Source organism: Mycobacterium sp. E183, from assembly GCF_001667735.1.
Taxonomy (GTDB): Bacteria; Actinomycetota; Actinomycetes; order Mycobacteriales; family Mycobacteriaceae; genus Mycobacterium.
Genome location: NZ_LZJN01000130.1, coordinates 1 through 19,470, shown reverse-complemented (window position 1 = coordinate 19,470; position 19,470 = coordinate 1). Strand labels below are relative to the sequence as shown.

22 protein-coding genes are annotated in these 19,470 nt (G+C 68.0%); 20 read left to right on the top strand and 2 right to left on the bottom strand.

Going from position 1 to position 19,470, the window contains the following annotated elements; translation table 11 throughout:
- Positions 1 to 15 precede the first annotated feature (15 nt).
- Positions 16 to 1,455: a mycofactocin system GMC family oxidoreductase MftG gene (mftG, locus tag A5691_RS13345; protein ID WP_068017839.1), complete on the top strand. Its 1,440-nt coding sequence runs from the start codon at positions 16 to 18 to the stop codon at positions 1,453 to 1,455.
- Between the two features lie 656 nt (positions 1,456 to 2,111).
- On the opposite strand, the gene A5691_RS13340 is transcribed toward mftG, so the two are convergent.
- Complete coding sequence (locus tag A5691_RS13340; RefSeq protein ID WP_068017835.1) at positions 2,112 to 3,707, bottom strand: MFS transporter; 1,596 nt, start codon at positions 3,705 to 3,707, stop codon at positions 2,112 to 2,114.
- 142 nt (positions 3,708 to 3,849) lie between these two features.
- On the opposite strand from A5691_RS13340, the gene A5691_RS13335 reads away from it, so the two are divergent.
- The 15 genes from A5691_RS13335 (at position 3,850) to A5691_RS13265 (ending at position 14,379) form a co-directional block, all read left to right on the top strand.
- A complete protein-coding gene (locus A5691_RS13335; protein WP_082950301.1) occupies positions 3,850 to 4,455 on the top strand; it encodes a TetR/AcrR family transcriptional regulator in 606 nt (201 codons plus the stop codon).
- Between the two features lie 337 nt (positions 4,456 to 4,792).
- Entirely contained in the window at positions 4,793 to 5,098 is a 306-nt protein-coding gene (gene rpsJ, locus A5691_RS13330; RefSeq protein ID WP_003873519.1) for a 30S ribosomal protein S10, read from the top strand.
- Between the two features lie 14 nt (positions 5,099 to 5,112).
- Positions 5,113 to 5,766: a 50S ribosomal protein L3 gene (rplC, locus tag A5691_RS13325; protein ID WP_067753501.1), complete on the top strand. Its 654-nt coding sequence runs from the start codon at positions 5,113 to 5,115 to the stop codon at positions 5,764 to 5,766.
- Positions 5,766 to 6,422: a 50S ribosomal protein L4 gene (rplD, locus tag A5691_RS13320; protein ID WP_067753504.1), complete on the top strand. Its 657-nt coding sequence runs from the start codon at positions 5,766 to 5,768 to the stop codon at positions 6,420 to 6,422. Before rplC ends, rplD begins: the two co-directional genes overlap by 1 nt.
- Positions 6,423 to 6,725 (top strand): 50S ribosomal protein L23, encoded by a 303-nt coding sequence (gene rplW / locus A5691_RS13315; RefSeq protein ID WP_046183668.1) that lies wholly within the window; start codon positions 6,423 to 6,425, stop codon positions 6,723 to 6,725.
- A 29-nt stretch (positions 6,726 to 6,754) separates the two neighbouring features.
- Positions 6,755 to 7,597: a 50S ribosomal protein L2 gene (gene rplB / locus A5691_RS13310; protein WP_067274860.1), complete on the top strand. Its 843-nt coding sequence runs from the start codon at positions 6,755 to 6,757 to the stop codon at positions 7,595 to 7,597.
- 18 nt (positions 7,598 to 7,615) lie between these two features.
- Positions 7,616 to 7,897 carry a 30S ribosomal protein S19 gene (gene rpsS, locus A5691_RS13305; protein WP_007167837.1) on the top strand — a complete coding sequence of 94 codons (282 nt, stop codon included), beginning with the start codon at positions 7,616 to 7,618 and terminating at the stop codon, positions 7,895 to 7,897.
- On the top strand, positions 7,894 to 8,436 hold the full coding sequence (rplV, locus tag A5691_RS13300) for a 50S ribosomal protein L22 (RefSeq protein ID WP_067753507.1): 543 nt from the start codon (positions 7,894 to 7,896) through the stop codon (positions 8,434 to 8,436). Before rpsS ends, rplV begins: the two co-directional genes overlap by 4 nt.
- Complete coding sequence (gene rpsC / locus A5691_RS13295) at positions 8,436 to 9,269, top strand: 30S ribosomal protein S3 (RefSeq protein WP_067753510.1); 834 nt, start codon at positions 8,436 to 8,438, stop codon at positions 9,267 to 9,269. Before rplV ends, rpsC begins: the two co-directional genes overlap by 1 nt.
- Before the next feature lie 3 nt (positions 9,270 to 9,272).
- Positions 9,273 to 9,689, top strand: coding sequence for a 50S ribosomal protein L16 (gene rplP / locus A5691_RS13290; RefSeq protein WP_007167840.1), 417 nt, complete (start codon positions 9,273 to 9,275; stop codon positions 9,687 to 9,689).
- Positions 9,689 to 9,922 (top strand): 50S ribosomal protein L29, encoded by a 234-nt coding sequence (gene rpmC, locus A5691_RS13285; protein WP_067274850.1) that lies wholly within the window; start codon positions 9,689 to 9,691, stop codon positions 9,920 to 9,922. Before rplP ends, rpmC begins: the two co-directional genes overlap by 1 nt.
- Entirely contained in the window at positions 9,922 to 10,266 is a 345-nt protein-coding gene (gene rpsQ, locus A5691_RS13280) for a 30S ribosomal protein S17 (protein ID WP_067753513.1), read from the top strand. Before rpmC ends, rpsQ begins: the two co-directional genes overlap by 1 nt.
- A gap of 115 nt (positions 10,267 to 10,381) precedes the next feature.
- Entirely contained in the window at positions 10,382 to 12,742 is a 2,361-nt protein-coding gene (locus tag A5691_RS13275; protein WP_068017832.1) for an arylsulfatase, read from the top strand.
- Positions 12,723 to 13,400: a hypothetical protein gene (locus tag A5691_RS28630; protein ID WP_231981019.1), complete on the top strand. Its 678-nt coding sequence runs from the start codon at positions 12,723 to 12,725 to the stop codon at positions 13,398 to 13,400. Before A5691_RS13275 ends, A5691_RS28630 begins: the two co-directional genes overlap by 20 nt.
- A 43-nt stretch (positions 13,401 to 13,443) precedes the next feature.
- Entirely contained in the window at positions 13,444 to 14,379 is a 936-nt protein-coding gene (locus A5691_RS13265) for a DUF4436 domain-containing protein (protein WP_067753520.1), read from the top strand.
- 3 nt (positions 14,380 to 14,382) lie between these two features.
- Here the strand turns inward: A5691_RS13265 and pstS are convergent, their stop codons facing one another.
- Positions 14,383 to 15,513, bottom strand: coding sequence for a phosphate ABC transporter substrate-binding protein PstS (pstS, locus tag A5691_RS13260; protein ID WP_067784043.1), 1,131 nt, complete (start codon positions 15,511 to 15,513; stop codon positions 14,383 to 14,385).
- A gap of 375 nt (positions 15,514 to 15,888) precedes the next feature.
- Between pstS and A5691_RS13255 the strand changes: the two genes are divergently transcribed.
- From A5691_RS13255 to A5691_RS13240, 4 genes are all read left to right on the top strand, one after another.
- Entirely contained in the window at positions 15,889 to 16,842 is a 954-nt protein-coding gene (locus tag A5691_RS13255; RefSeq protein ID WP_067784042.1) for a DUF4436 domain-containing protein, read from the top strand.
- A 20-nt stretch (positions 16,843 to 16,862) separates the two neighbouring features.
- Entirely contained in the window at positions 16,863 to 17,777 is a 915-nt protein-coding gene (locus A5691_RS13250; protein ID WP_067784037.1) for a formylglycine-generating enzyme family protein, read from the top strand.
- 216 nt (positions 17,778 to 17,993) lie between these two features.
- A complete protein-coding gene (locus tag A5691_RS13245) occupies positions 17,994 to 18,872 on the top strand; it encodes a DUF4436 domain-containing protein (RefSeq protein WP_068266636.1) in 879 nt (292 codons plus the stop codon).
- Positions 18,873 to 18,973: 101 nt separating this feature from the next.
- A partial coding sequence (locus tag A5691_RS13240) for a DUF222 domain-containing protein (protein WP_156675671.1) occupies positions 18,974 to 19,470 on the top strand: 497 nt, incomplete at its 3' end.

Here is a 19,470-nt window from a genome sequence, read left to right as displayed (position 1 = left end):
CCACCTTGACCCCCCTTGAGTAAGGCCGCCCCGCACAGCGACGTGCTGATCGTCGGTGCCGGCAGCGCTGGATCGGTTGTTGCCGAACGTCTTTCCATCGATCCCCGCCGCACCGTGACCGTGCTGGAGGCGGGGCCGGCCCTCGATGACCCCGGATTGCTCGCTCAGACCGCCAACGGTCTGCAGCTGCCGATCGGGGCCGGCAGTCCACTGGTGCGGCGGTACCAGACCAGCCTCACCGATCGCCCCATGCGCCGGCATCCGATCGTGCGCGGGGCCACGGTCGGCGGCTCGGGCGCGGTGAACGGCGGCTACTTCTGCCGCGGGCTGCCCCGCGACTTCGATAGCCTGGCGCTGCCCGGGTGGGCCTGGTCCGATGTCCTGGGCAGCTTCCGGGCCATCGAGACCGACCTGGATTTCGCCGGCCCCGCCCACGGCGACAGCGGCCCCATCCGGGTGCGGCGAACCCACGAAATGACCGGAACCACCGAGCGTTTCATCACCGCCGTGCGCGGCGCCGGGTTCGACTGGATCGATGATCTCAACGACGTCGGGCCCGAACCGGTTTCGGGGGTGGGCGCCGTTCCGCTCAACATCGTCGACGGCGTGCGCACCGGATCCGGAGCCGGCTTTCTGCTCCCGGCTCTTGGCCGGCCGAACCTGACGTTGCACGCGCGGACACGCGCACTGCGTTTGCGATTTGCCGGGACCGGGGCGGTCGGTGTCGACGCCATCGGCCCGCACGGCGGCGTGACCGTCACCGCCGACCGGATCGTGTTGTGCACCGGCGCCATTCAAACGGCGCAGCTGCTCATGCTTTCCGGCGTCGGAACGGAGGAGGGTTTGCGGGCCGTTGGCGTGCCCGTGCTGGCCCGGCTGCCGGTGGGGGAGTCGTTCAGCGATCACCCCGAGTGGGTGCTGTCCACCGACTGGACGGTGGCGCCCGGCCGGCCGGTTCTCGAGGCCGTCCTCAGCACCGCCGATGACCTCGAGATCAGGCCCTACACGGGCGGATTCGTCGCGATGACCGGTGACGGCACCGCCGGGCATGCCGACTGGCCGCACATCGGCGTGGCGCTGATGCAGCCGCGGGCGCGCGGGCGCATCACGCTGGTGTCGGCGGACCCCGACGTGGCTCCCCGCATCGAGCATCGTTACGACAGCGAGCCGGACGACGTCGCGGCGCTGCGGCGCGGGGCCGAAATGGCTCGTGAATTGGCCGGTGCGGCAACGGATGTCGGCGCCCCGGTGTGGTCGACATCGCAACATCTGTGCGGCACGGCGCCGATGGGTCCCGATACCGACCCGCGGGCCGTCGTCGACCCGCGCTGCCGGGTGCACGGCGTCGACAACCTGTGGGTGATCGACGGCTCGATCCTGCCGGCCATCACCAGCCGCGGGCCGCACGCCACCATCGTGATGCTCGGGCACCGGGCCGCGGAATTCGTTGATTGAGGCGCCCGGGTATGGGGGCGGGCCCCACGGTGAGGCATGGGGCCCGCCCGCGAGCGGTTGATGTTCATGCGGTCCACGTAGATGGCCACGACAAGTGGCGGTGCGCGCGCAAGAGTGCGTCGCGCGAACGATGCGTCGCAATATTCGTGGACGGCACGACCGCTGTCTCGCTCGTTCGACCTCCCTTCGATCGTCTGAAAAGGGCTTAGCGGCTTGGTGTCACGCTTGCCGCGGAGGTGAACGCTCCCGCGCCCAGACCAGGGAGACCGGCCAGTCGGTTCGGCGTCTGCGGGCGTGCGTCGAGCACGCGGTGTCAGTCGGTTCGGTGGACACGATGGTGCCCGTGCGGCGGGGGCGCCGCCGCACCGAGGGCAATTCGCAGGTGGGGTGTCGAGCTGGGCCGCTCGGTCGCCGCAGGCGTATCCATTCGGCCTCCACGATCGACGCCGCCTCGCACAGCGCCGGGCATCCCGGCTCGACCACGCTCGTATCACTTATCAACACCACATCCACCTCGCGCTTACTTCAGAGATGACCTGTATCTGTCGATGTACATCCGGTGATACCAGAATCGGCGGACGTTTTCAAGCACTCCCGGCGGGGTCGAGTCGGTTGAACCCGATGTCGGACAACGGTATTGGGCGGCTCCGAGCGGGTTAGCGCCGACGTCGGGCGAGCAGGCGGCGGATCGGCCGCAGCTGCCGGCCGTCGCGGCCCGGGGCCCAAATGCCGACCAGCATCGCGGCGACGGCGACGATCACGGCCATCGTGATGGTCGACGCGTGTAAGGCCGCCAGGAACGCGGTCTTGCTGGCCTCGGCGAGCTGGTGGCCCTGGGGCCCCAGCCGGCCGGCGACCTCGACGGCCTTGGCCAGCGAATCGGTGGCCGGGCCGCGGACCGGCTCGGGGAAGCCCGCCAACTTCGGCGCGAGCTCGTGCGAATACCGGCCGGCCAGAATGGAACCGGCCACCGCGATGCCCAGCGCGCCGCCCATCTCCCGGGAGGTGTCGTTCACCGCGGAGGCGACGCCCTGCTTCTCGTCGGGCACCGCCCCCATGATCGCCGACGTCGTCGGCGCCGTGCAGATTCCGATGCCGGTGGCCAATATCAATGTCGGCCAAGCGAATTCCAGATAAGAGGAGTGCAGGTTCAGCCGGTACATGCAGGCGAAGCCGACCGCCATCAGCAGCGTCCCGACGAACAGCACAAGGCGCAGACCGAGTTTGGGCACGTACCAGAAGGACAGCGCCGAGAAGATGGCCAGCGGCACCATGAACGGCCCGAAGGAGATGGCCGTCGCAAGGGGCGAATAGCCCATGATCTGCTGCACGTACTGCATCCCGATGTAGAAGAACCCGAACGTCGCGCCGAACAGGATGACGATCGCGGAGACGCCGGTGGCGAAATTCGGGTCGGCGAACAGCCGGACGTCCAGCAGCGGTTGGCGGCCGCGCCCGGCGAGCCGCAACTGCACGGCAGCGAAGGCCGCGGCGAGCACCGCACCCGCGGCCAGGCCGCCCCAGACCAGCGGGTCGCTCCACCCTCGGGTCGGCGCCTCCAGGATCGCGGCCACGGCGATGGCCACCGCGGCGCCGATCAGAACGGCGCCCAGCGAATCGATCCGCGGCGCGCCGCTGTCCCGCGACGAGGCGACGGTGCACGCCAGCGCGAAGATGACCAGCCCGGCGGCGCCCAGGGACCAGAAGATCGCGTGCCAGTCCCAGAACCGCAGCAGCAGGCCCGAACCGAGCATGCCCAGCACGCCGCCGGATCCGGCCGTGCCGGCCCAGATGCCGACCGCCTTGGTGCGGTCGTCTTTCGGATAGGCCACGGTCAGCAGCGACAGGGTCGCCGGCATCACGAAGGCGGCGCCAATGCCGGCCACCGCCCGCCCGGCGATGAGCTGCGCCGGGCTGTGCAGCATCGCCGGCGCCATCGAGCCGACCGAGAAGACGATCAGCCCGATCAACAGGGCGCCGCGCCTGCCGTAGCGGTCGCCGATCGCGCCCGCCGGCAACAGCAGGCACGCGAGCGCCACGGTGTAGCCGTCGACGACCCAGTTGAGCTGGGACTGCGTGGCCGAGGTGGCCACCGCCAAGTCCCCAAGCGCGGTGTTCAGCGCCGTCATCGACGCGACGACCAGCGCGACGCCCATGCAGGCGACGGCCAGCGTCCAGTTTCGCGCTCGGGGGCTACCGCCGATGCCGACTGCGTCAGTACGCTGGTCGGGCCGGGCCAGGGTTTCGACCATGCTGCGCCTCCTCACGGTGGCGTTGGGAGTTTCGAGACCAATGGTCTTGTAGGTAGACCGATAGTCTCGTTCTCAAACTCGGAGGTGGGTCACAATTACCGGCGGTACCACCGATCCCCGTCCAGCGCGTTCGCGGGCCCGTTTGCTCGAGGCCGCGGCCACGTTGCTGCGGTCAGGGGGGCCCAGCGCGGTGACCGTCGACGCGGTCACCCGTACCGCCAACGTGGCCAGGGCCACGCTGTATCGCCACTTCCCGAGCGGAAACGACCTGCTGGCAGCGGCTTTCAACAGCCTCATCCCGCCGTCTCCGACGCCGCCGGCCGAGGGATCGCTGCGTGATCGCCTGGTGGCGGTGGTGCTGGCCCAGGCGGAGTCGGTGGCACAGGCGCCGGCGCTGATGACGGCCATGTCGTGGTTGTCCATGGGGCGGGACCTGGACGAGCTGCCGGAACCCCGCGACTGCGCCGTGAACAGCACGGCGATCACCACGCTGCGTGAGCGCATCGCCCAGCAGTACGCCGCGCCGTTCGACGCCATCTTCGACAGCCCCGAGGCCGCCGAGCTGGGCGAGGTGGACCGGTCGCGGGCCATCGCGCTGCTCATCGGGCCCCTCGTGCTGGGCCGCCTGTCCACGCTTCCCGACTTCGATTACCGCGAGTGCGCGCTCGCCGCGGTCGACGGTTTCCTCTATGTTCAGCGCGCACACAACCGGGCGGGCGCCGCGAGCGTCGAACCGGCGGGCGCCTGAGGGCCAAAAGGGCAGGTCGGCGGCCTTCGCCCGAGATTTGGCCAAACCCATGATCTAGGGCATACTGTTCAGGTTGCCTTGGGCCAGGTTCGCGCCTGGTCGGGCATACGACCAGCGCCCAAACGGGCGCGTCCGGTCCCATCCTTGGAGCGCGACAATTTCGCCGCGGTCCAGGCTGCGTGAGGGTGACACACCCGACCGCGGGGGCCGGTGGACCACGACAGGTAAACAGCGGCGCAGTATCCGGCGCGACGCTCGATCGGCCAGGCCGATCAGCGCGCTGGGAGCACCAGGTCCGGACACGGATTTTTGTAAGTGGAGTGAGGGTAGGAGAAGCGTGGCGGGACAAAAGATCCGCATCAGGCTCAAGGCCTACGACCATGAGGCCATCGACGCATCGGCGCGCAAAATCGTCGAGACCGTCGTCCGCACGGGTGCCAGTGTCGTAGGTCCGGTGCCGCTGCCGACCGAGAAGAACGTGTATTGCGTCATCCGCTCTCCGCATAAGTACAAGGACTCGCGGGAGCACTTCGAGATGCGTACTCACAAGCGGCTGATCGACATCCTCGACCCGACGCCGAAGACCGTCGACGCGCTGATGCGCATCGACCTTCCGGCAAGTGTCGACGTCAACATCCAGTAGGAGATCCAGAGCTCATGGCAAGAAAAGGCATTCTGGGTACCAAGCTGGGCATGACGCAGGTGTTCGACGAGAACAACCGGGTCGTCCCGGTGACGGTGGTCAAAGCAGGGCCCAATGTGGTCACCCGGATCCGCACACCCGAGCGCGACGGTTACAGCGCCGTTCAGCTGGCGTACGGCGAGATCAGCCCCCGCAAGGTGAACAAGCCGGTGACCGGGCAGTACAGCGCCGCGGGTGTCAACCCGCGCAGGCACCTCGCCGAGTTGCGGCTCGATGACGAGGCCGCGGCCAGCGAATACGAGGTCGGCCAGGAGCTGACCGCGGAGATCTTCGCCGACGGCAGCTACGTCGACGTGACCGGAACCTCCAAGGGGAAGGGCTTCGCCGGCACCATGAAGCGCCACGGTTTCCGCGGCCAGGGCGCCAGCCACGGTGCGCAGGCGGTCCACCGCCGGCCGGGTTCCATCGGTGGTTGTGCCACCCCCGCCCGGGTGTTCAAGGGCACCCGGATGGCGGGCCGGATGGGCAACGACCGGGTCACGGTGCAGAACCTGGTGGTGCACAAGGTCGATGCCGAGAACGGCGTGCTGTTGATCAAGGGCGCGGTCCCCGGCCGCACCGGTGGGCTCGTGGTGGTCCGCAGCGCGATCAAACGAGGTGAGAAGTAATGGCAGCACTCAAGATCGACGTCAAGACGCCCGACGGCAAGGTCGAGGGCTCTGTCGAGTTGCCGGCCGAATTGTTCGACGCCCCGGCCAATATCGCGCTGATGCACCAGGTGGTCACCGCGCAGCGGGCGGCGGCGCGTCAGGGCACGCACTCGACGAAGACCCGCGGTGAGGTCAGCGGCGGTGGGCGGAAGCCGTACCGGCAGAAGGGAACCGGCCGCGCCCGTCAGGGTTCGACGCGGGCCCCGCAGTTCACCGGCGGTGGCGTGGTGCACGGTCCCAAGCCGCGCGACTACTCCCAGCGCACCCCGAAGAAGATGATCGTCGCGGCGTTGCGCGGCGCGTTGTCCGACCGGGCCCGCAACGGCCGCATCCACGCGGTCACCGAGCTGGTGTCGGGTCAGACGCCGTCGACCAAGAACGCCAAGGCGTTCCTGGGCACGCTGACCGATCGCAAGAAGGTGCTGATCGTGATCGGCCGCAGCGACGAGGCCGGCGCCAAGAGCGTGCGCAACCTGCCCGGCGTTCACATCCTGACGCCCGATCAGCTCAACACCTATGACGTGCTGCGCTCCGACGACGTGGTTTTCAGCGTCGAGGCCCTCAACGCCTACATCGGTGGCAACACGGCTAGCACCGAGGAGGTTTCGGCGTAGATGGCGACCATCACCGACCCCCGCGACATCATCCTGGCCCCGGTCATCTCGGAGAAGTCCTATGGGCTGCTGGATGAGAACGTGTACACCTTTGTGGTGCACCCCGATTCGAACAAGACGCAGATCAAGATCGCCATCGAGAAGATCTTCTCCGTCAAGGTCGCGTCGGTGAACACCGCGAACCGGCAGGGCAAGCGCAAGCGCACCAGGACCGGGTACGGCAAGCGCAAGGGCACCAAGCGGGCCATCGTCACGCTGGCGCCAGGTAGCAAGCCGATCGACCTGTTCGGGGCCCCGGCCTAGCCGCGCGCGAGAGAAAGACCTGATGAGACATGGCAATTCGTAAGTACAAGCCGACGAGCCCGGGCCGCCGCGGCTCCAGCGTGTCCGACTTCGCCGAGGTCACCCGGGCGGAGCCGGAGAAGTCGTTGGTGCGTCCGCTGCACGGCCACGGTGGCCGTAACGCGCACGGCCGCATCACCACCCGCCACAAGGGCGGTGGCCACAAGCGCGCCTACCGGGTGATCGACTTCCGTCGCAACGACAAGGACGGGGTCAACGCCAAGGTGGCGCACATCGAGTACGACCCCAACCGCACCGCCAACATCGCGCTGCTGCACTACCTGGACGGCGAGAAGCGTTACATCATCGCGCCGCAGGGCCTTTCGCAGGGCGACGTGGTGGAGTCGGGCGCCAACGCCGACATCAAGCCGGGCAACAACTTGCCGCTGCGTAACATCCCGGCCGGTACCGTGATCCACGCCGTTGAGCTGCGGCCGGGCGGTGGCGCCAAGCTGGCGCGGTCCGCCGGCTCGAGCATCCAGTTGCTCGGCAAGGAGGGCACCTACGCGTCGCTGCGGATGCCCAGCGGTGAGATCCGCCGCGTCGACGTGCGCTGCCGCGCCACGGTCGGCGAGGTGGGCAACGCCGAGCAGGCGAACATCAACTGGGGCAAGGCCGGCCGCATGCGGTGGAAGGGCAAGCGCCCCTCGGTCCGCGGTGTGGTCATGAACCCGGTGGACCACCCGCACGGTGGTGGTGAGGGTAAGACCTCCGGTGGCCGGCACCCGGTGAGCCCGTGGGGCAAGCCGGAGGGCCGCACCCGCCACCCGAATAAGGCCAGCAACAAACTCATCGTCCGGCGCCGGCGCACCGGCAAGAAGCACGGTCGCTAGGAAGTCGAGGAGTAACACATGCCACGCAGCCTGAAGAAGGGCCCGTTCGTCGACGACCACCTGCTGAAGAAGGTGGACGCGCAGAACGAGAAGAACACCAAGCAGGTCATCAAGACCTGGTCGCGGCGTTCGACGATCATCCCGGACTTCATCGGCCACACCTTCGCCGTCCACGACGGGCGCAAGCACGTCCCGGTGTTCGTCACCGAGGCGATGGTCGGCCACAAGCTTGGTGAATTCGCGCCGACGCGCACCTTCAAGGGACACATCAAGGACGACCGGAAGGCCAAACGGCGATGACCACAACCGAATTCCCGTCCGCGGTCGCCAAGGCGCGGTTCGTGCGGGTGTCGCCGACCAAGGCACGCCGGGTGATCGACCTGGTGCGCGGCAAGTCGGTGAACGACGCGCTCGACATCCTGCGCTGGGCGCCGCAGGCGGCCAGTGAGCCGGTGGCCAAGGTGATCGCCAGCGCCGCGGCGAACGCGCAGAACAACAACGGGCTGGACCCGGCCACCCTGGTGGTCGCCACGGTCTATGCCGACGAGGGCCCGACCGCCAAGCGCATCCGCCCGCGCGCCCAGGGGCGCGCGTTCCGGATCCGCAAGCGCACCAGCCACATCACGGTCGTGGTGGAGAGCCGGCCGGCCAAGGACCAGCGTTCGGCGAAGTCGACGAGGGCCCGCCGGGCCGAGGCCAGCAAGGCGGCCGCGAAGGCGCCCGCGAAGAAGGCGGCCACCAAGGCCCCGGCCAAGAAAGCGGCCGCCAAGAAGGCGCCGGCCAAGAAGGCACCTGCCAAAACGTCTGAGACTTCTGAGGCGAAGGGAGGCTCAGACTAGTGGGCCAGAAGATCAATCCGCACGGCTTCCGGCTGGGCATCACCACGGACTGGAAGTCGCGCTGGTACGCCGACAAGCAGTACGCGGACTACGTCAAGGAAGACGTCGCGATCCGGCGGCTGCTGTCCACCGGTCTGGAGCGCGCCGGCATCGCCGACGTGGAGATCGAGCGCACCCGTGACCGGGTGCGCGTCGACATCCACACCGCACGCCCCGGCATCGTGATCGGGCGTCGCGGCACCGAAGCCGACCGCATCCGCGCGGACCTGGAGAAGCTGACCGGCAAGCAGGTTCAGCTCAACATCCTCGAGGTCAGAAACCCCGAGTCGCAGGCCCAGCTGGTGGCGCAGGGCGTCGCCGAGCAGCTGAGCAACCGGGTGGCGTTCCGCCGCGCCATGCGTAAGGCCATCCAGTCGGCGATGCGCCAGCCCAACGTCAAGGGCATCCGGGTGCAATGCTCGGGTCGTCTCGGCGGTGCGGAGATGAGCCGTTCGGAGTTCTACCGCGAGGGCCGGGTGCCGCTGCACACGCTGCGCGCCGACATCGACTACGGCCTGTATGAGGCCAAGACCACCTTCGGCCGGATCGGTGTGAAGGTGTGGATCTACAAGGGCGACATCGTCGGTGGCAAGCGGGAATTGGCCGCGGCCGCGCCGGCGGGCGCCGACCGTCCGCGCCGCGAGCGTCCGTCGGGCACCCGCCCCCGGCGCAGCGGTGCGTCGGGCACGACGGCGACCAGCACCGAGGCCGGCCGCGCCGCAGCGGGCGCCGAGGAGCAGGCCGCCGCGGCCGAGGCCCCGCCCGCTCCAGAACCGCAGAGCACGGAGAGCTGAACCATGTTGATTCCCCGCAGGGTTAAACACCGTAAGCAACACCACCCCCGCCAGCGCGGCATCGCCAGCGGTGGCACCGCGGTGAACTTCGGCGACTACGGCATTCAGGCGCTCGAGCACGCCTACGTGACCAACCGGCAGATCGAGTCCGCCCGTATCGCGATCAACCGCCACATCAAGCGTGGGGGCAAGGTGTGGATCAACGTCTTCCCGGACCGCCCGCTGACCAAGAAGCCCGCCGAGACCCGGATGGGTTCGGGTAAGGGCTCCCCCGAATGGTGGGTGGTCAACGTCAAGCCGGGCCGCGTGCTGTTCGAGCTGAGCTACCCCAACGAGCAGGTGGCCCGGGCGGCACTCACCCGTGCAATCCACAAGTTGCCGATCAAGGCACGCATCGTGACTCGAGAGGATCAGTTCTGATGGCAGTGGGAATTTCGCCTGGTGAACTGCGTGAGCTCACCGACGAGGAGCTGACCGAGCGTCTGCGCGAATCCAAGGAGGAGCTGTTCAACCTCCGCTTCCAGATGGCGACCGGGCAGCTGTCGAACAACCGCCGGCTGCGCACGGTGCGTCAGGAGATCGCGCGCGTCTACACGGTGCTGCGCGAACGAGAACTGGGCCTGGCTTCCGGGCCCGACGGTAAGGAATCGTGATGGCAGAAGCGAAGAAGGCGCCGGCAAAGGCGGCCGCGAAGGACACCGGGTCGAAAGAGAAGGGCCCCAAGCACACTCCGGCCAACCCCAAGGTGCGTGGCCGGCGCAAGGTGCGCATCGGTTACGTGGTGAGTGACAAGATGCAGAAGACCATCGTCGTCGAGCTCGAAGACCGCGTCCGTCACCCGCTGTACGGCAAGATCATCCGTACCACCAAGAAGGTGAAGGCGCACGACGAGAACAGCACCGCGGGCATCGGCGACCGCGTCTCGCTGATGGAGACGCGCCCGACGTCGGCCACCAAACGGTGGCGGCTCGTCGAAATCCTGGAGAAGGCCAAGTAGCTCCGAAGCGACATCGAAACGCCCGGGTCCCGATGGTCCCGGGCGTTTTGCTTTGGCAGGGTTGACGGTCCGCGAAAAGCGATCGGAATTTTCGCGGCCGCGTTACTCTCGGCGCATGTCGCCTGACTCCCGCGCCTTCGAGGGCAAGATCGAGCTGGACATCCGGGACTCCGAACCGGACTGGGGCCCGTACGCCGCGCCGACCGCCCCCGAGAACTCGCCCAACATCCTCTACCTGGTGTGGGACGACACCGGGATAGCGACGTGGGACTGCTTCGGCGGCCTGGTCGAGATGCCGGCGATGACCCGCATCGCCGAGCGGGGTGTCCGGCTGTCGCAGTTCCATACCACCGCGCTGTGCTCGCCGACCCGCGCGTCGCTGCTCACCGGCCGCAACGCCACCACGGTCGGCATGGCCACCATCGAGGAGTTCACCGACGCGTTCCCCAACGCCAACGGCCGCATCCCGTTCGACACCGCGCTGCTCTCCGAGGTGCTCGCCGAGCGCGGCTACAACACATACTGCGTCGGCAAGTGGCACCTGACGCCGCTCGAGGAGTCCAATCTGGCGTCGACGAAACGACATTGGCCGACCTCGCGCGGCTTCGAGCGGTTCTACGGTTTCCTGGGCGGCGAGACCGACCAGTGGTATCCCGACCTGGTGTACGACAACCATCCGGTCAACCCGCCGGGTACACCGGAGGACGGTTACCACCTCTCGAAGGACCTCGCCGACAAGACCATCGAGTTCATCCGCGATGCCAAGGTGATCGCGCCGGACAAGCCGTGGTTCAGCTACGTGTGCCCGGGCGCCGGGCATGCGCCGCACCACGTGTTCTCCGAGTGGGCGGACCGCTACGCCGGCCGGTTCGACATGGGCTACGAGCGGTACCGCGAGATCGTGCTGGAGAACCAGAAGTCGTTGGGGATCGTGCCGCCCGACACCGAGCTCTCGCCGGTCAACCCGTACGCGGACGTTACGGGGCCGAAGGGCGAGCCCTGGCCGCTGCAGGACACGGTGCGACCGTGGGACTCGCTGAACCCCGACGAGCAGAGGCTCTTCGCCCGCATGGCCGAGGTGTTCGCAGGCTTCCTCAGCTACACCGACGCCCAGATCGGCCGGATCCTGGACTATCTGGAGGAATCCGGGCAGCTGGACAACACCATCATCGTGGTGATCTCCGACAACGGCGCGAGCGGGGAGGGCGGCCCCAACGGATCGGTGAACGAGGGCAAGTTCTTCAACGGCTACATCGACACGGTCGAAGAGAGCATGAAGCTGTTCGACCACCTGGGCGGCCCGGAGACGTACAACCATTACCCAATCGGCTGGGCGATGGCGTTCAACACCCCGTACAAGCTGTACAAGCGGTACGCCTCGCACGAAGGCGGCATTGCCGACACGGCCATCATCTCCTGGCCCAATGGCGTTGCCGCACACGGAGAGATCCGCGACAACTACGTCAACGTCTGCGACGTCACGCCCACCGTCTACGACCTGCTCGGCATGACACCGCCCGAGACCGTCAGGGGCATTGCTCAGAAGCCTCTGGACGGAGTGAGTTTCAAAGCGGCCCTTACCGATCCGGCCGCCGACACCGGGAAGCGGACCCAGTTCTACTCCATGCTCGGCACCCGCGGCATCTGGCATCAGGGCTGGTTCGCCAACACCATCCACGCGGCGACCCCGGCCGGCTGGTCGCATTTCGACACCGACCGCTGGGAGCTGTTCCACATCGAGGCCGACCGCAGCCAGTGCCACGACCTGGCTGCCGAGCACCCGGACAAACTGGAAGAACTCAAGGCGCTGTGGTTCTCCGAGGCCGCCAAGTACAACGGGCTGCCGCTCTCGGACCTGAACATCATCGAGACGATGACGCGGCCCCGCCCATACCTCGGCGGTAATCGGACCAGCTACGTCTACTATCCCGACTGCGCGGACGTCAGCATCGGCGCCGCCGCCGAAATCCAGGGCAGGTCGTTCTCGCTGCTGGCCGAGGTGACCATAGATACCACCGGCGCGGAAGGGGTGCTGTTCAAGCAGGGTGGCGCGCACGGCGGGCACGTGCTGTTCATCCAGGACCGGCGGCTGCATTACGTCTACAACTTTCTGGGCGAGCGCCAGCAGGTGGTCTCCTCATCGGGCGCGGTGCCGCTGGGCAAACACCTGCTGGGGGCGAGCTATTCGCGGACCGGCACCGTGGCCAACAGCCACACGCCACTCGGCGATGTCACGTTGTTCATCGACGACGAAGTGGTCGGAACGCTCGCGGACGTGCAAACCCATCCCGGCACGTTCGGGCTCGCGGGCGCCGGGATCACCGTCGGGCGCAACGGCGGCTCGGGGGTTTGCAGCCGCTACAAGGCCCCGTTCTCCTTTACGGGGGGCACCATCGCGCAGGTCACCGTCGACCTGTCCGGTCGGCCCTACGTTGACGTGGAAGCCGAAGTTGCGCTTGCCTTTTCGCGCGACTGAAGCCGCGGCGCTGTGCCTGCTGGCCGTCGCCGCTGTCGGTTGCGAGAAGACCACCGCCGGCACGGCGACCAGCGGGCCGGCGTCGTCGACGACGTCGGCGACCTCGACGACACGAGTGCCCGACCCGGCCGAGCCGGTGCCCGGCGTCGAAACCACCCTGCCCGACCACATTCCACCCAATGCGCTGGTGTGCTTCCCGCCGCCGCCGGCGAGCGGATCCATGACCAAGGCCTCGGTCGCGGACCCGGCGGCGCCGGTGCTCACGGTGCCGCTGCCGGACGGCTGGCCGCCGACCCCGGGTACCGGTGACGTCGCGCTGACGGCGACGGGCCCCGACGGCATGGCGGTGCGGGTCAGCATCACCCGGACCGATCTCGAACCGGGCGGGGCGTTCCTGCGCTACGCCACCGATCTGCGAACGGCGAATCCGGGAGTCAAAGTCACCGTCACCGCCGCCCAGTTCTGCGGTTACAGCAGCCAGCTACTGAGCGGCACCGGCGGCACGGCCGCAAACGACTTCGCCGACCGCGTCACCCACGTCTGGACGAACACCCAGAAATATCTGGTCGTCGTCCATCTCGAGGGCCCCGGCAAAGCCCAGGGGTTCGAAGCGGCCAAATCCACGCTGATGCAGCAATTCGCGGTCATTATCCCCTGAAACTTGTCGTTTCCCTTGCTAGCATCTGGCCCGTGATGCCTCAATGACCGCCGGGACTCCGGCGCCGCCCGTACCGCCAGCGCCGACCGGTTCCCGCGGCCGGCAAATCGCGATCGCCTTCGGGATCGTCGTCGCCGTCATCGTCATCTACGTCCTTTCCCTGATCGCCGTGCACCTGCTGGCCAAATCGGCGCCCCCTCTGCCCCCGGTCGATTTCAGCAAGCTCGAGGCCGAGGACAGCGTCGTGCAGGTCCATATCGAGAAGCTGGATACCGTCGCGAACCGGCTGACGGTGAACGTGCTTGTCTACCCGAAGGATTCGCTCTACGACAAGAACTTCGGCGTGCTGACCACCGACGCCGCGGTGCGGCTCTATCCGGAGAACGATCTGGGCGATTTGCAGTATCCGGTAGGTAAGGCGCCCGCGCAGGTCAGCACCGCGCTGGTGGCCCACGGCGATCCCGGTAACTGGCCGTTCGACTCGTACAAGACCGAAGTCATCGCGGCCGACGTGTTCACCGGCACCGGCCAGAACCGCGAAAAGGCGGCCGCCCGTGTGGAAGTCACCGGGAAGCTGGACGGCTGGGACGCCACGGTGACCCGAGTGCATGATCCCGAGGACGCCAACCCGGACGTCCAGGACAATGTGATCATCACGTTGCACAGGGCCAAGGGCCCGCTGATCTTCGACCTGGGCATCTGTCTGGTGCTCATCGCTTTGCCCGTGCTGGCGTTGTGGGTGGCCATCCCGGTGGCGCTGGGCAGGACGTCGTTCCTGCCGCCGATGACGACGTGGTACGGCGCGATGCTGTTCGCCATTGTTCCGCTGCGCAACATCTTGCCGGGGAGCCCACCGTACGGGTCGTGGATCGACCAGGCCGTCGTGCTCTGGGTCCTGATCGGTCTGGTCACCGCGATGGCGCTCTTCCTGTTCGGCTGGTGGCGGCAACGCGACCGCAGGCGCGGGCACAAGGCTTAGCCGCTACTCCGAATTCGTCACTCCCGCAGCGCTGATCGAGTCGACGGCGCTCGAGACCCGCGACTGGAAGTCCGGCGAGAGCGGGATGTACCCGTTGCGGGCGAGGTCGACCTGGCCGGGACCAATCGCGGCCTGCAGGAAGGCCTTGACCGCCTTGGCCGTTTCGGGGTCCGCATATTTGGAGCAGACGATCTCGTAGGTGGCCAGCACGATCGGGTAGACGTCGGGCTGGGCCGGGTTGTAGAACGACGAGATGTCGAGCACCAGGTCGTTGCCGCTGCCGATGATCTTGGCGCCGGTGATGGTCTTGCCGACGGTGTCGGTGCCGATGCGCACCGGCCGCAAGGACCTGCGGCTCGCCGGGGTCTTGATCTCGGCGGCGTAAAGCCCTTGCTGCAGCGCGAAAGACAGCTCGTTGTAACTGATCGCGCCCTCGGTGGACTTCACCAGCGCCGCGGTGCCGTTGTTGCCCTGCGCGCCGGTGCCGACGCCCCCGTTGAATGCCTTGCCTGTGCCCTTGTTCCAGGCCCCGCCGGCCGCCGCCTGCAAATAGGACTGGAAGTTATCGGTGGTTCCGGACGCGTCGCTGCGATAGATGACGCGGATGTCTTCGGCCGGCATGGACGCGTTCAATGCGGTGAGGGCCGGGTCATCCCAGCGTGTGATGGTGCCGTCGAAGATCTTGGCGATCGTCGACGCGTCGAGCACCAACGAGTCAACCGAGCCCAGGTTGTAGGTGATCGCCAGCGGGCCGAACACGACGGGCAGGTTCCAGGCGTCGGCGCCACCGCAGCGCTGTTTGGCTGCGGCGTACTGGTTTCCGGCCAGTGGCGTGTCCGATCCACCGAAATCCGTTTTGCCGGCCAGGAAGTCGCTGATTCCCGCGCCGGACCCGTTGGCCGTGTAGTTGAGGGTCTGCCCGGCGCACACCTTGCCGTAGGCCGCGACGAACTTCGTCATCGCGTTGGCCTGCGCGGTCGAACCGCTGGCCGTCAGGGTCTGCTTGCCGCCGCAGTCCACCTTGGCGCCGGCGGCGTAGGCCAGCGTCGGGTGGGGGTCGGTGCTGCAAGCTGACACCGCCACTGCCGCCGCGGCGAGCAGGCTGATGGCGGTCGCCGGTGGGTTGCGCTTCACGGTGGTTGGCTCCTGGTGGCTGCGGTCTCGGCCCGAGCGGGCGACGATGCGTCTGACGCCCGGCGGCTGCGGCGAGCACTGGGGCGACCTGCCCCGATTCGACACACGTCGAGACTTACCGCCATCGCGCCCGCCAAGCAAACAAACATCAGGTGAACGGGCTACCTGCTCCGATGAATGCCCGCTGCGGCTGCCGGCGGAGCCGAGCTGCGCCGTCGACGATTCGCTGCCGAGGCGATCCGCGGCCGCCGGAACGGCTAAAAAGCCTGACTCGGGATATGAATGCGATTCACCGCCGGGGAGATCGAAGTTCGCTACGATCTCTCTGGTGTCGCCTCAGGGTGGCGCATCGATCAATCTCTACCAAGGAGAATGATGGCCAGTCACGCGTCTCCCCCGCAGCAGCAGCCCGCAACTCCAGCAACGCCGCCGCCCGCCGCCACGGCGTCGGCGCCGCCCGAGCCGCCGCGCAAGCCCAGGCGGCGCCTGATCGTCGGTCTCGTCACCCTGCTCGGCTTCGTCGTGGTCTATTCGCTGACGCTGTTCGGCTTCCACCTGCTGGCCAGGTCGGGGGAGCCGCTCAAGCCGCCGGATTTGAACGCGACGAGCGACACCATCGTGCTGGTCCGGCTCGAGAAGCTGGACACCGTCGCCAATCGCCTGACGGTGAAAGTGCTTGTGATTCCCGAAGACTCGATGTTCGACAAACGCCTTGACGTGTTGAAGACCGACACCGCGGTCCGCATGGACCCCCCCAACGACCTCGGTGATCTGCAATACCCGGCGGGGAAGTCGCCGGCGCAGGTCGCCACCACGATCGAGGCGCACGGCGACCCCAACAACTGGCCCTTCGACTCCTATCGGACCGACACCCTCTCGGCCGACGTCCTCGTCGGCCAGGGCGACGCCCGCCAATACATCCCCGCCCGGGTCGAGGTCGCGGGCGCGTTGGACGGCTGGGACGTGAGCGTCCAGCGCGTCGGCGAAGCCAGCCAGGAATCGGACCGGCCGGACAACGTGGTCATCACGCTGCACCGGGCCAAGGGTCCGCTGATCTTCGACCTCGGCATCTGCCTGGTCCTCTTCGCCCTGCCGGCCCTGGCGTTCGCGGTTGCCATCCAGATCGCCTTGGGCAAGCGCAAATTCGTGCCGCCGTTCGTGACATGGTTCGCCGCGATGCTGTTCGCCGTCATACCGATCCGCAACTTCCTTCCCGGTTCGCCGCCGCCCGGTGCGTGGATCGACCAGGCGCTAGTGATCTGGGTGCTGCTCGCGCTGGTCGGTGCGATGGGCCTGTACATGCTCACGTGGTACCGCCAGTCCGACTGAGGTGCTCGTACCCTGAACGGGTGCTCAGCGAGTTGGTCGACCTACCCGGCGGATCGTTCCGCATGGGCTCGACCAGCTTCTACCCCGAAGAGGCCCCGATCCACACGGTGACCGTTGCCGCCTTCGCGGTGGAACGGCACCCGGTGACCAACGCGCAGTTCGCCGAATTCGTCTCGGCCACAGGGTATGTGACCGTGGCCGAGCAACCGATCGACCCGGCGCTGTATCCGGGCGCCAACCCGGCGGACCTGTGTCCCGGCGCCATGGTTTTCCGGCCCACCTCCGGCCCCGTCGACCTGCGGGACTGGCGGCAATGGTGGGAATGGGTGCCGGGTGCCAGTTGGCGGCATCCGTTCGGCCCGGACAGCGACATCACCGACCGGCCCGATCACCCGGTGGTGCAAGTGGCCTACCCCGACGCCGCCGCATACGCGCGCTGGGCCGGCCGGCGGCTGCCGACCGAGGCCGAGTGGGAGTACGCCGCCCGCGGCGGGTGCGCCGGCACGTACGCGTGGGGGGAGGAGCCCACACCAGCCGGCCGACTGATGGCCAACACCTGGCAGGGCCGGTTCCCCTACCGCAACGACGGCGCACTCGGCTGGGTGGGCACGTCGCCCGTGGGAACGTTTCCACCCAACGGATTCGGCCTGCTCGACATGATCGGCAACGTCTGGGAATGGACCGCCACGGAGTTCTCCGCGCACCACCGGATCGGCGGGCCGCCCAAGGCCTGTTGCGCCCCGACGGGACCCGCGGATCCGACCGTCAGCCAGACGCTGAAGGGTGGTTCGCACCTGTGCGCGCCGGAGTACTGCCACCGGTACCGTCCGGCCGCCCGATCGCCACAGTCACAGGACACCGCGACAACCCACATCGGGTTCCGCTGCGTCGCGCAGCAAACGGACCCCGCTGGCGGAGACGCCCCCCGACACTGAGGCGACGAGCGGGTTACCGCCGCATGGACGGCGAGTGACGGGGCGTTCGTAGGCGCGCACGGTCTGCACGAGTTCGCTAGCATCTGACCACGTGTGGCCCTCGACGCGCCCCGGAACACCGGTGGGTTGCCCGTGACCGCCGAGGCCCCCGCGGCACCGGCCCCGCCGCCCCCGTCGGACGCACCGACGCCGTCCTCGCCGCCCAGTGGCAAACACATGGCGAAACGCCCCCGCATCGTCATCGGCGTGGCCATCCTGGCCGTTGTCGTCACCGCCTACATGTTGTCCCTGTTCGGGGTGCACTGGCTCGAACGGTCGGAGGGGCCACTCCCTCCGCTTGACCTGAGCCAGGGCGGCGGCGATGCGACCATCGTGCAGCTGCAGGTGGAGGAGCTGAAACCGGTCGCCAAACGCCTCGGGGTGAATGTGCTTGTCTACCCGGGCATTTCGGCATACGACAACCGCTTCGACGTGCTGGGGACCGACGTCGCCGTGCGGCTTTATCCGACGAGCGACCTCGGCGACCTGCATTACCCCAAGGGCAAGGCGCCAGCGCAACTCAACACCACCGTCGTGGCGCACGGCGATCCGGGCAACTGGCCGTTCGACTCCTATCGGACCGAGCCGATCTCGGCGGACGCGTTCGTCGGGTCGGGCGACAACCTGAAGAAGGTGCCCGCGCGGGTCGAGGTGACCGGGGAGTTGGACGGCTGGGACATCAGCGTCAACCGCGTCCACGATCCCGGCGCGCTCCCGACGCAGCGCGGCACCGACAACGGGAACGTGGTCATCACCTTGAAGCGGGCGAAGGGCCCGCTGATCTTCGACTTGGGCATCTGTCTGGTCCTGATCAGCCTGCCCACCCTGGCGCTGCTGGTCGCCATTCCGATGGCGCTGGGCAGAAGGAAGTTCCTGCCGCCATTCGCAACCTGGTACGCCGCGAATCTGTTCGCCATCGTGCCGCTGCGCAACATCCTTCCCGGCGCGCCGCCGCCCGGCTCGTGGATCGACCAAGCCATCGTGCAGTGGGTGTTGATCGCGCTCGTGACGGCGATGAGCCTGTACATCTTCGCCTGGGTCCGGCAGGGGGACTAGCGGGTCGCGGATTTGGCGTGGCGCGCCGGGCCGCGGCGAGTTATCCACAGCCCGAGAAAGTTGGGCTGGACCTGTCGTAGCCGGGTGGCATAATCGAATGTATGTTCGATTCGAGGGTGCCGTCGGCGGAGTCGATCGCGGCGATGGATGAGCACTTCGAGCGGCGCTATCCGTCGGTGACGCCGGAGTCGTCGGCGTTGTTGGAGCAGGTTTCGGGCTGGTCGCGGGCGGAGAATCGGGCGGCGGCGGCGCAGTTGGCGGCGATCGGGGAGTTGTTCGCCTACCGGCTCTCCCGGTGCGCCGAATGTGAGGAGTGGGCGGTGGATACCGAGGCGGCGGTGGCCGCGGAGGTGGCCGCGGAGTTGCGGATCAGTCAGGGGTTGGCGGCCAGCCGGGTGCGGTATGCCCGGGCGCTGCGCGAGCGGCTGCCGAAGGTGGGTGAGGTTTTCACGGCCGGCGATATCGACTTCGGAATCTTCCGGACGCTGGTGTATCGCACCGATCTGCTCACCGACGCTGACGTGTTGGCGGCCGTGGACGCGCAGCTGGCGGCGAACGTGGCGCGCTGGCCCTCGATGAGCCAGGGCCGGTTGGGTGC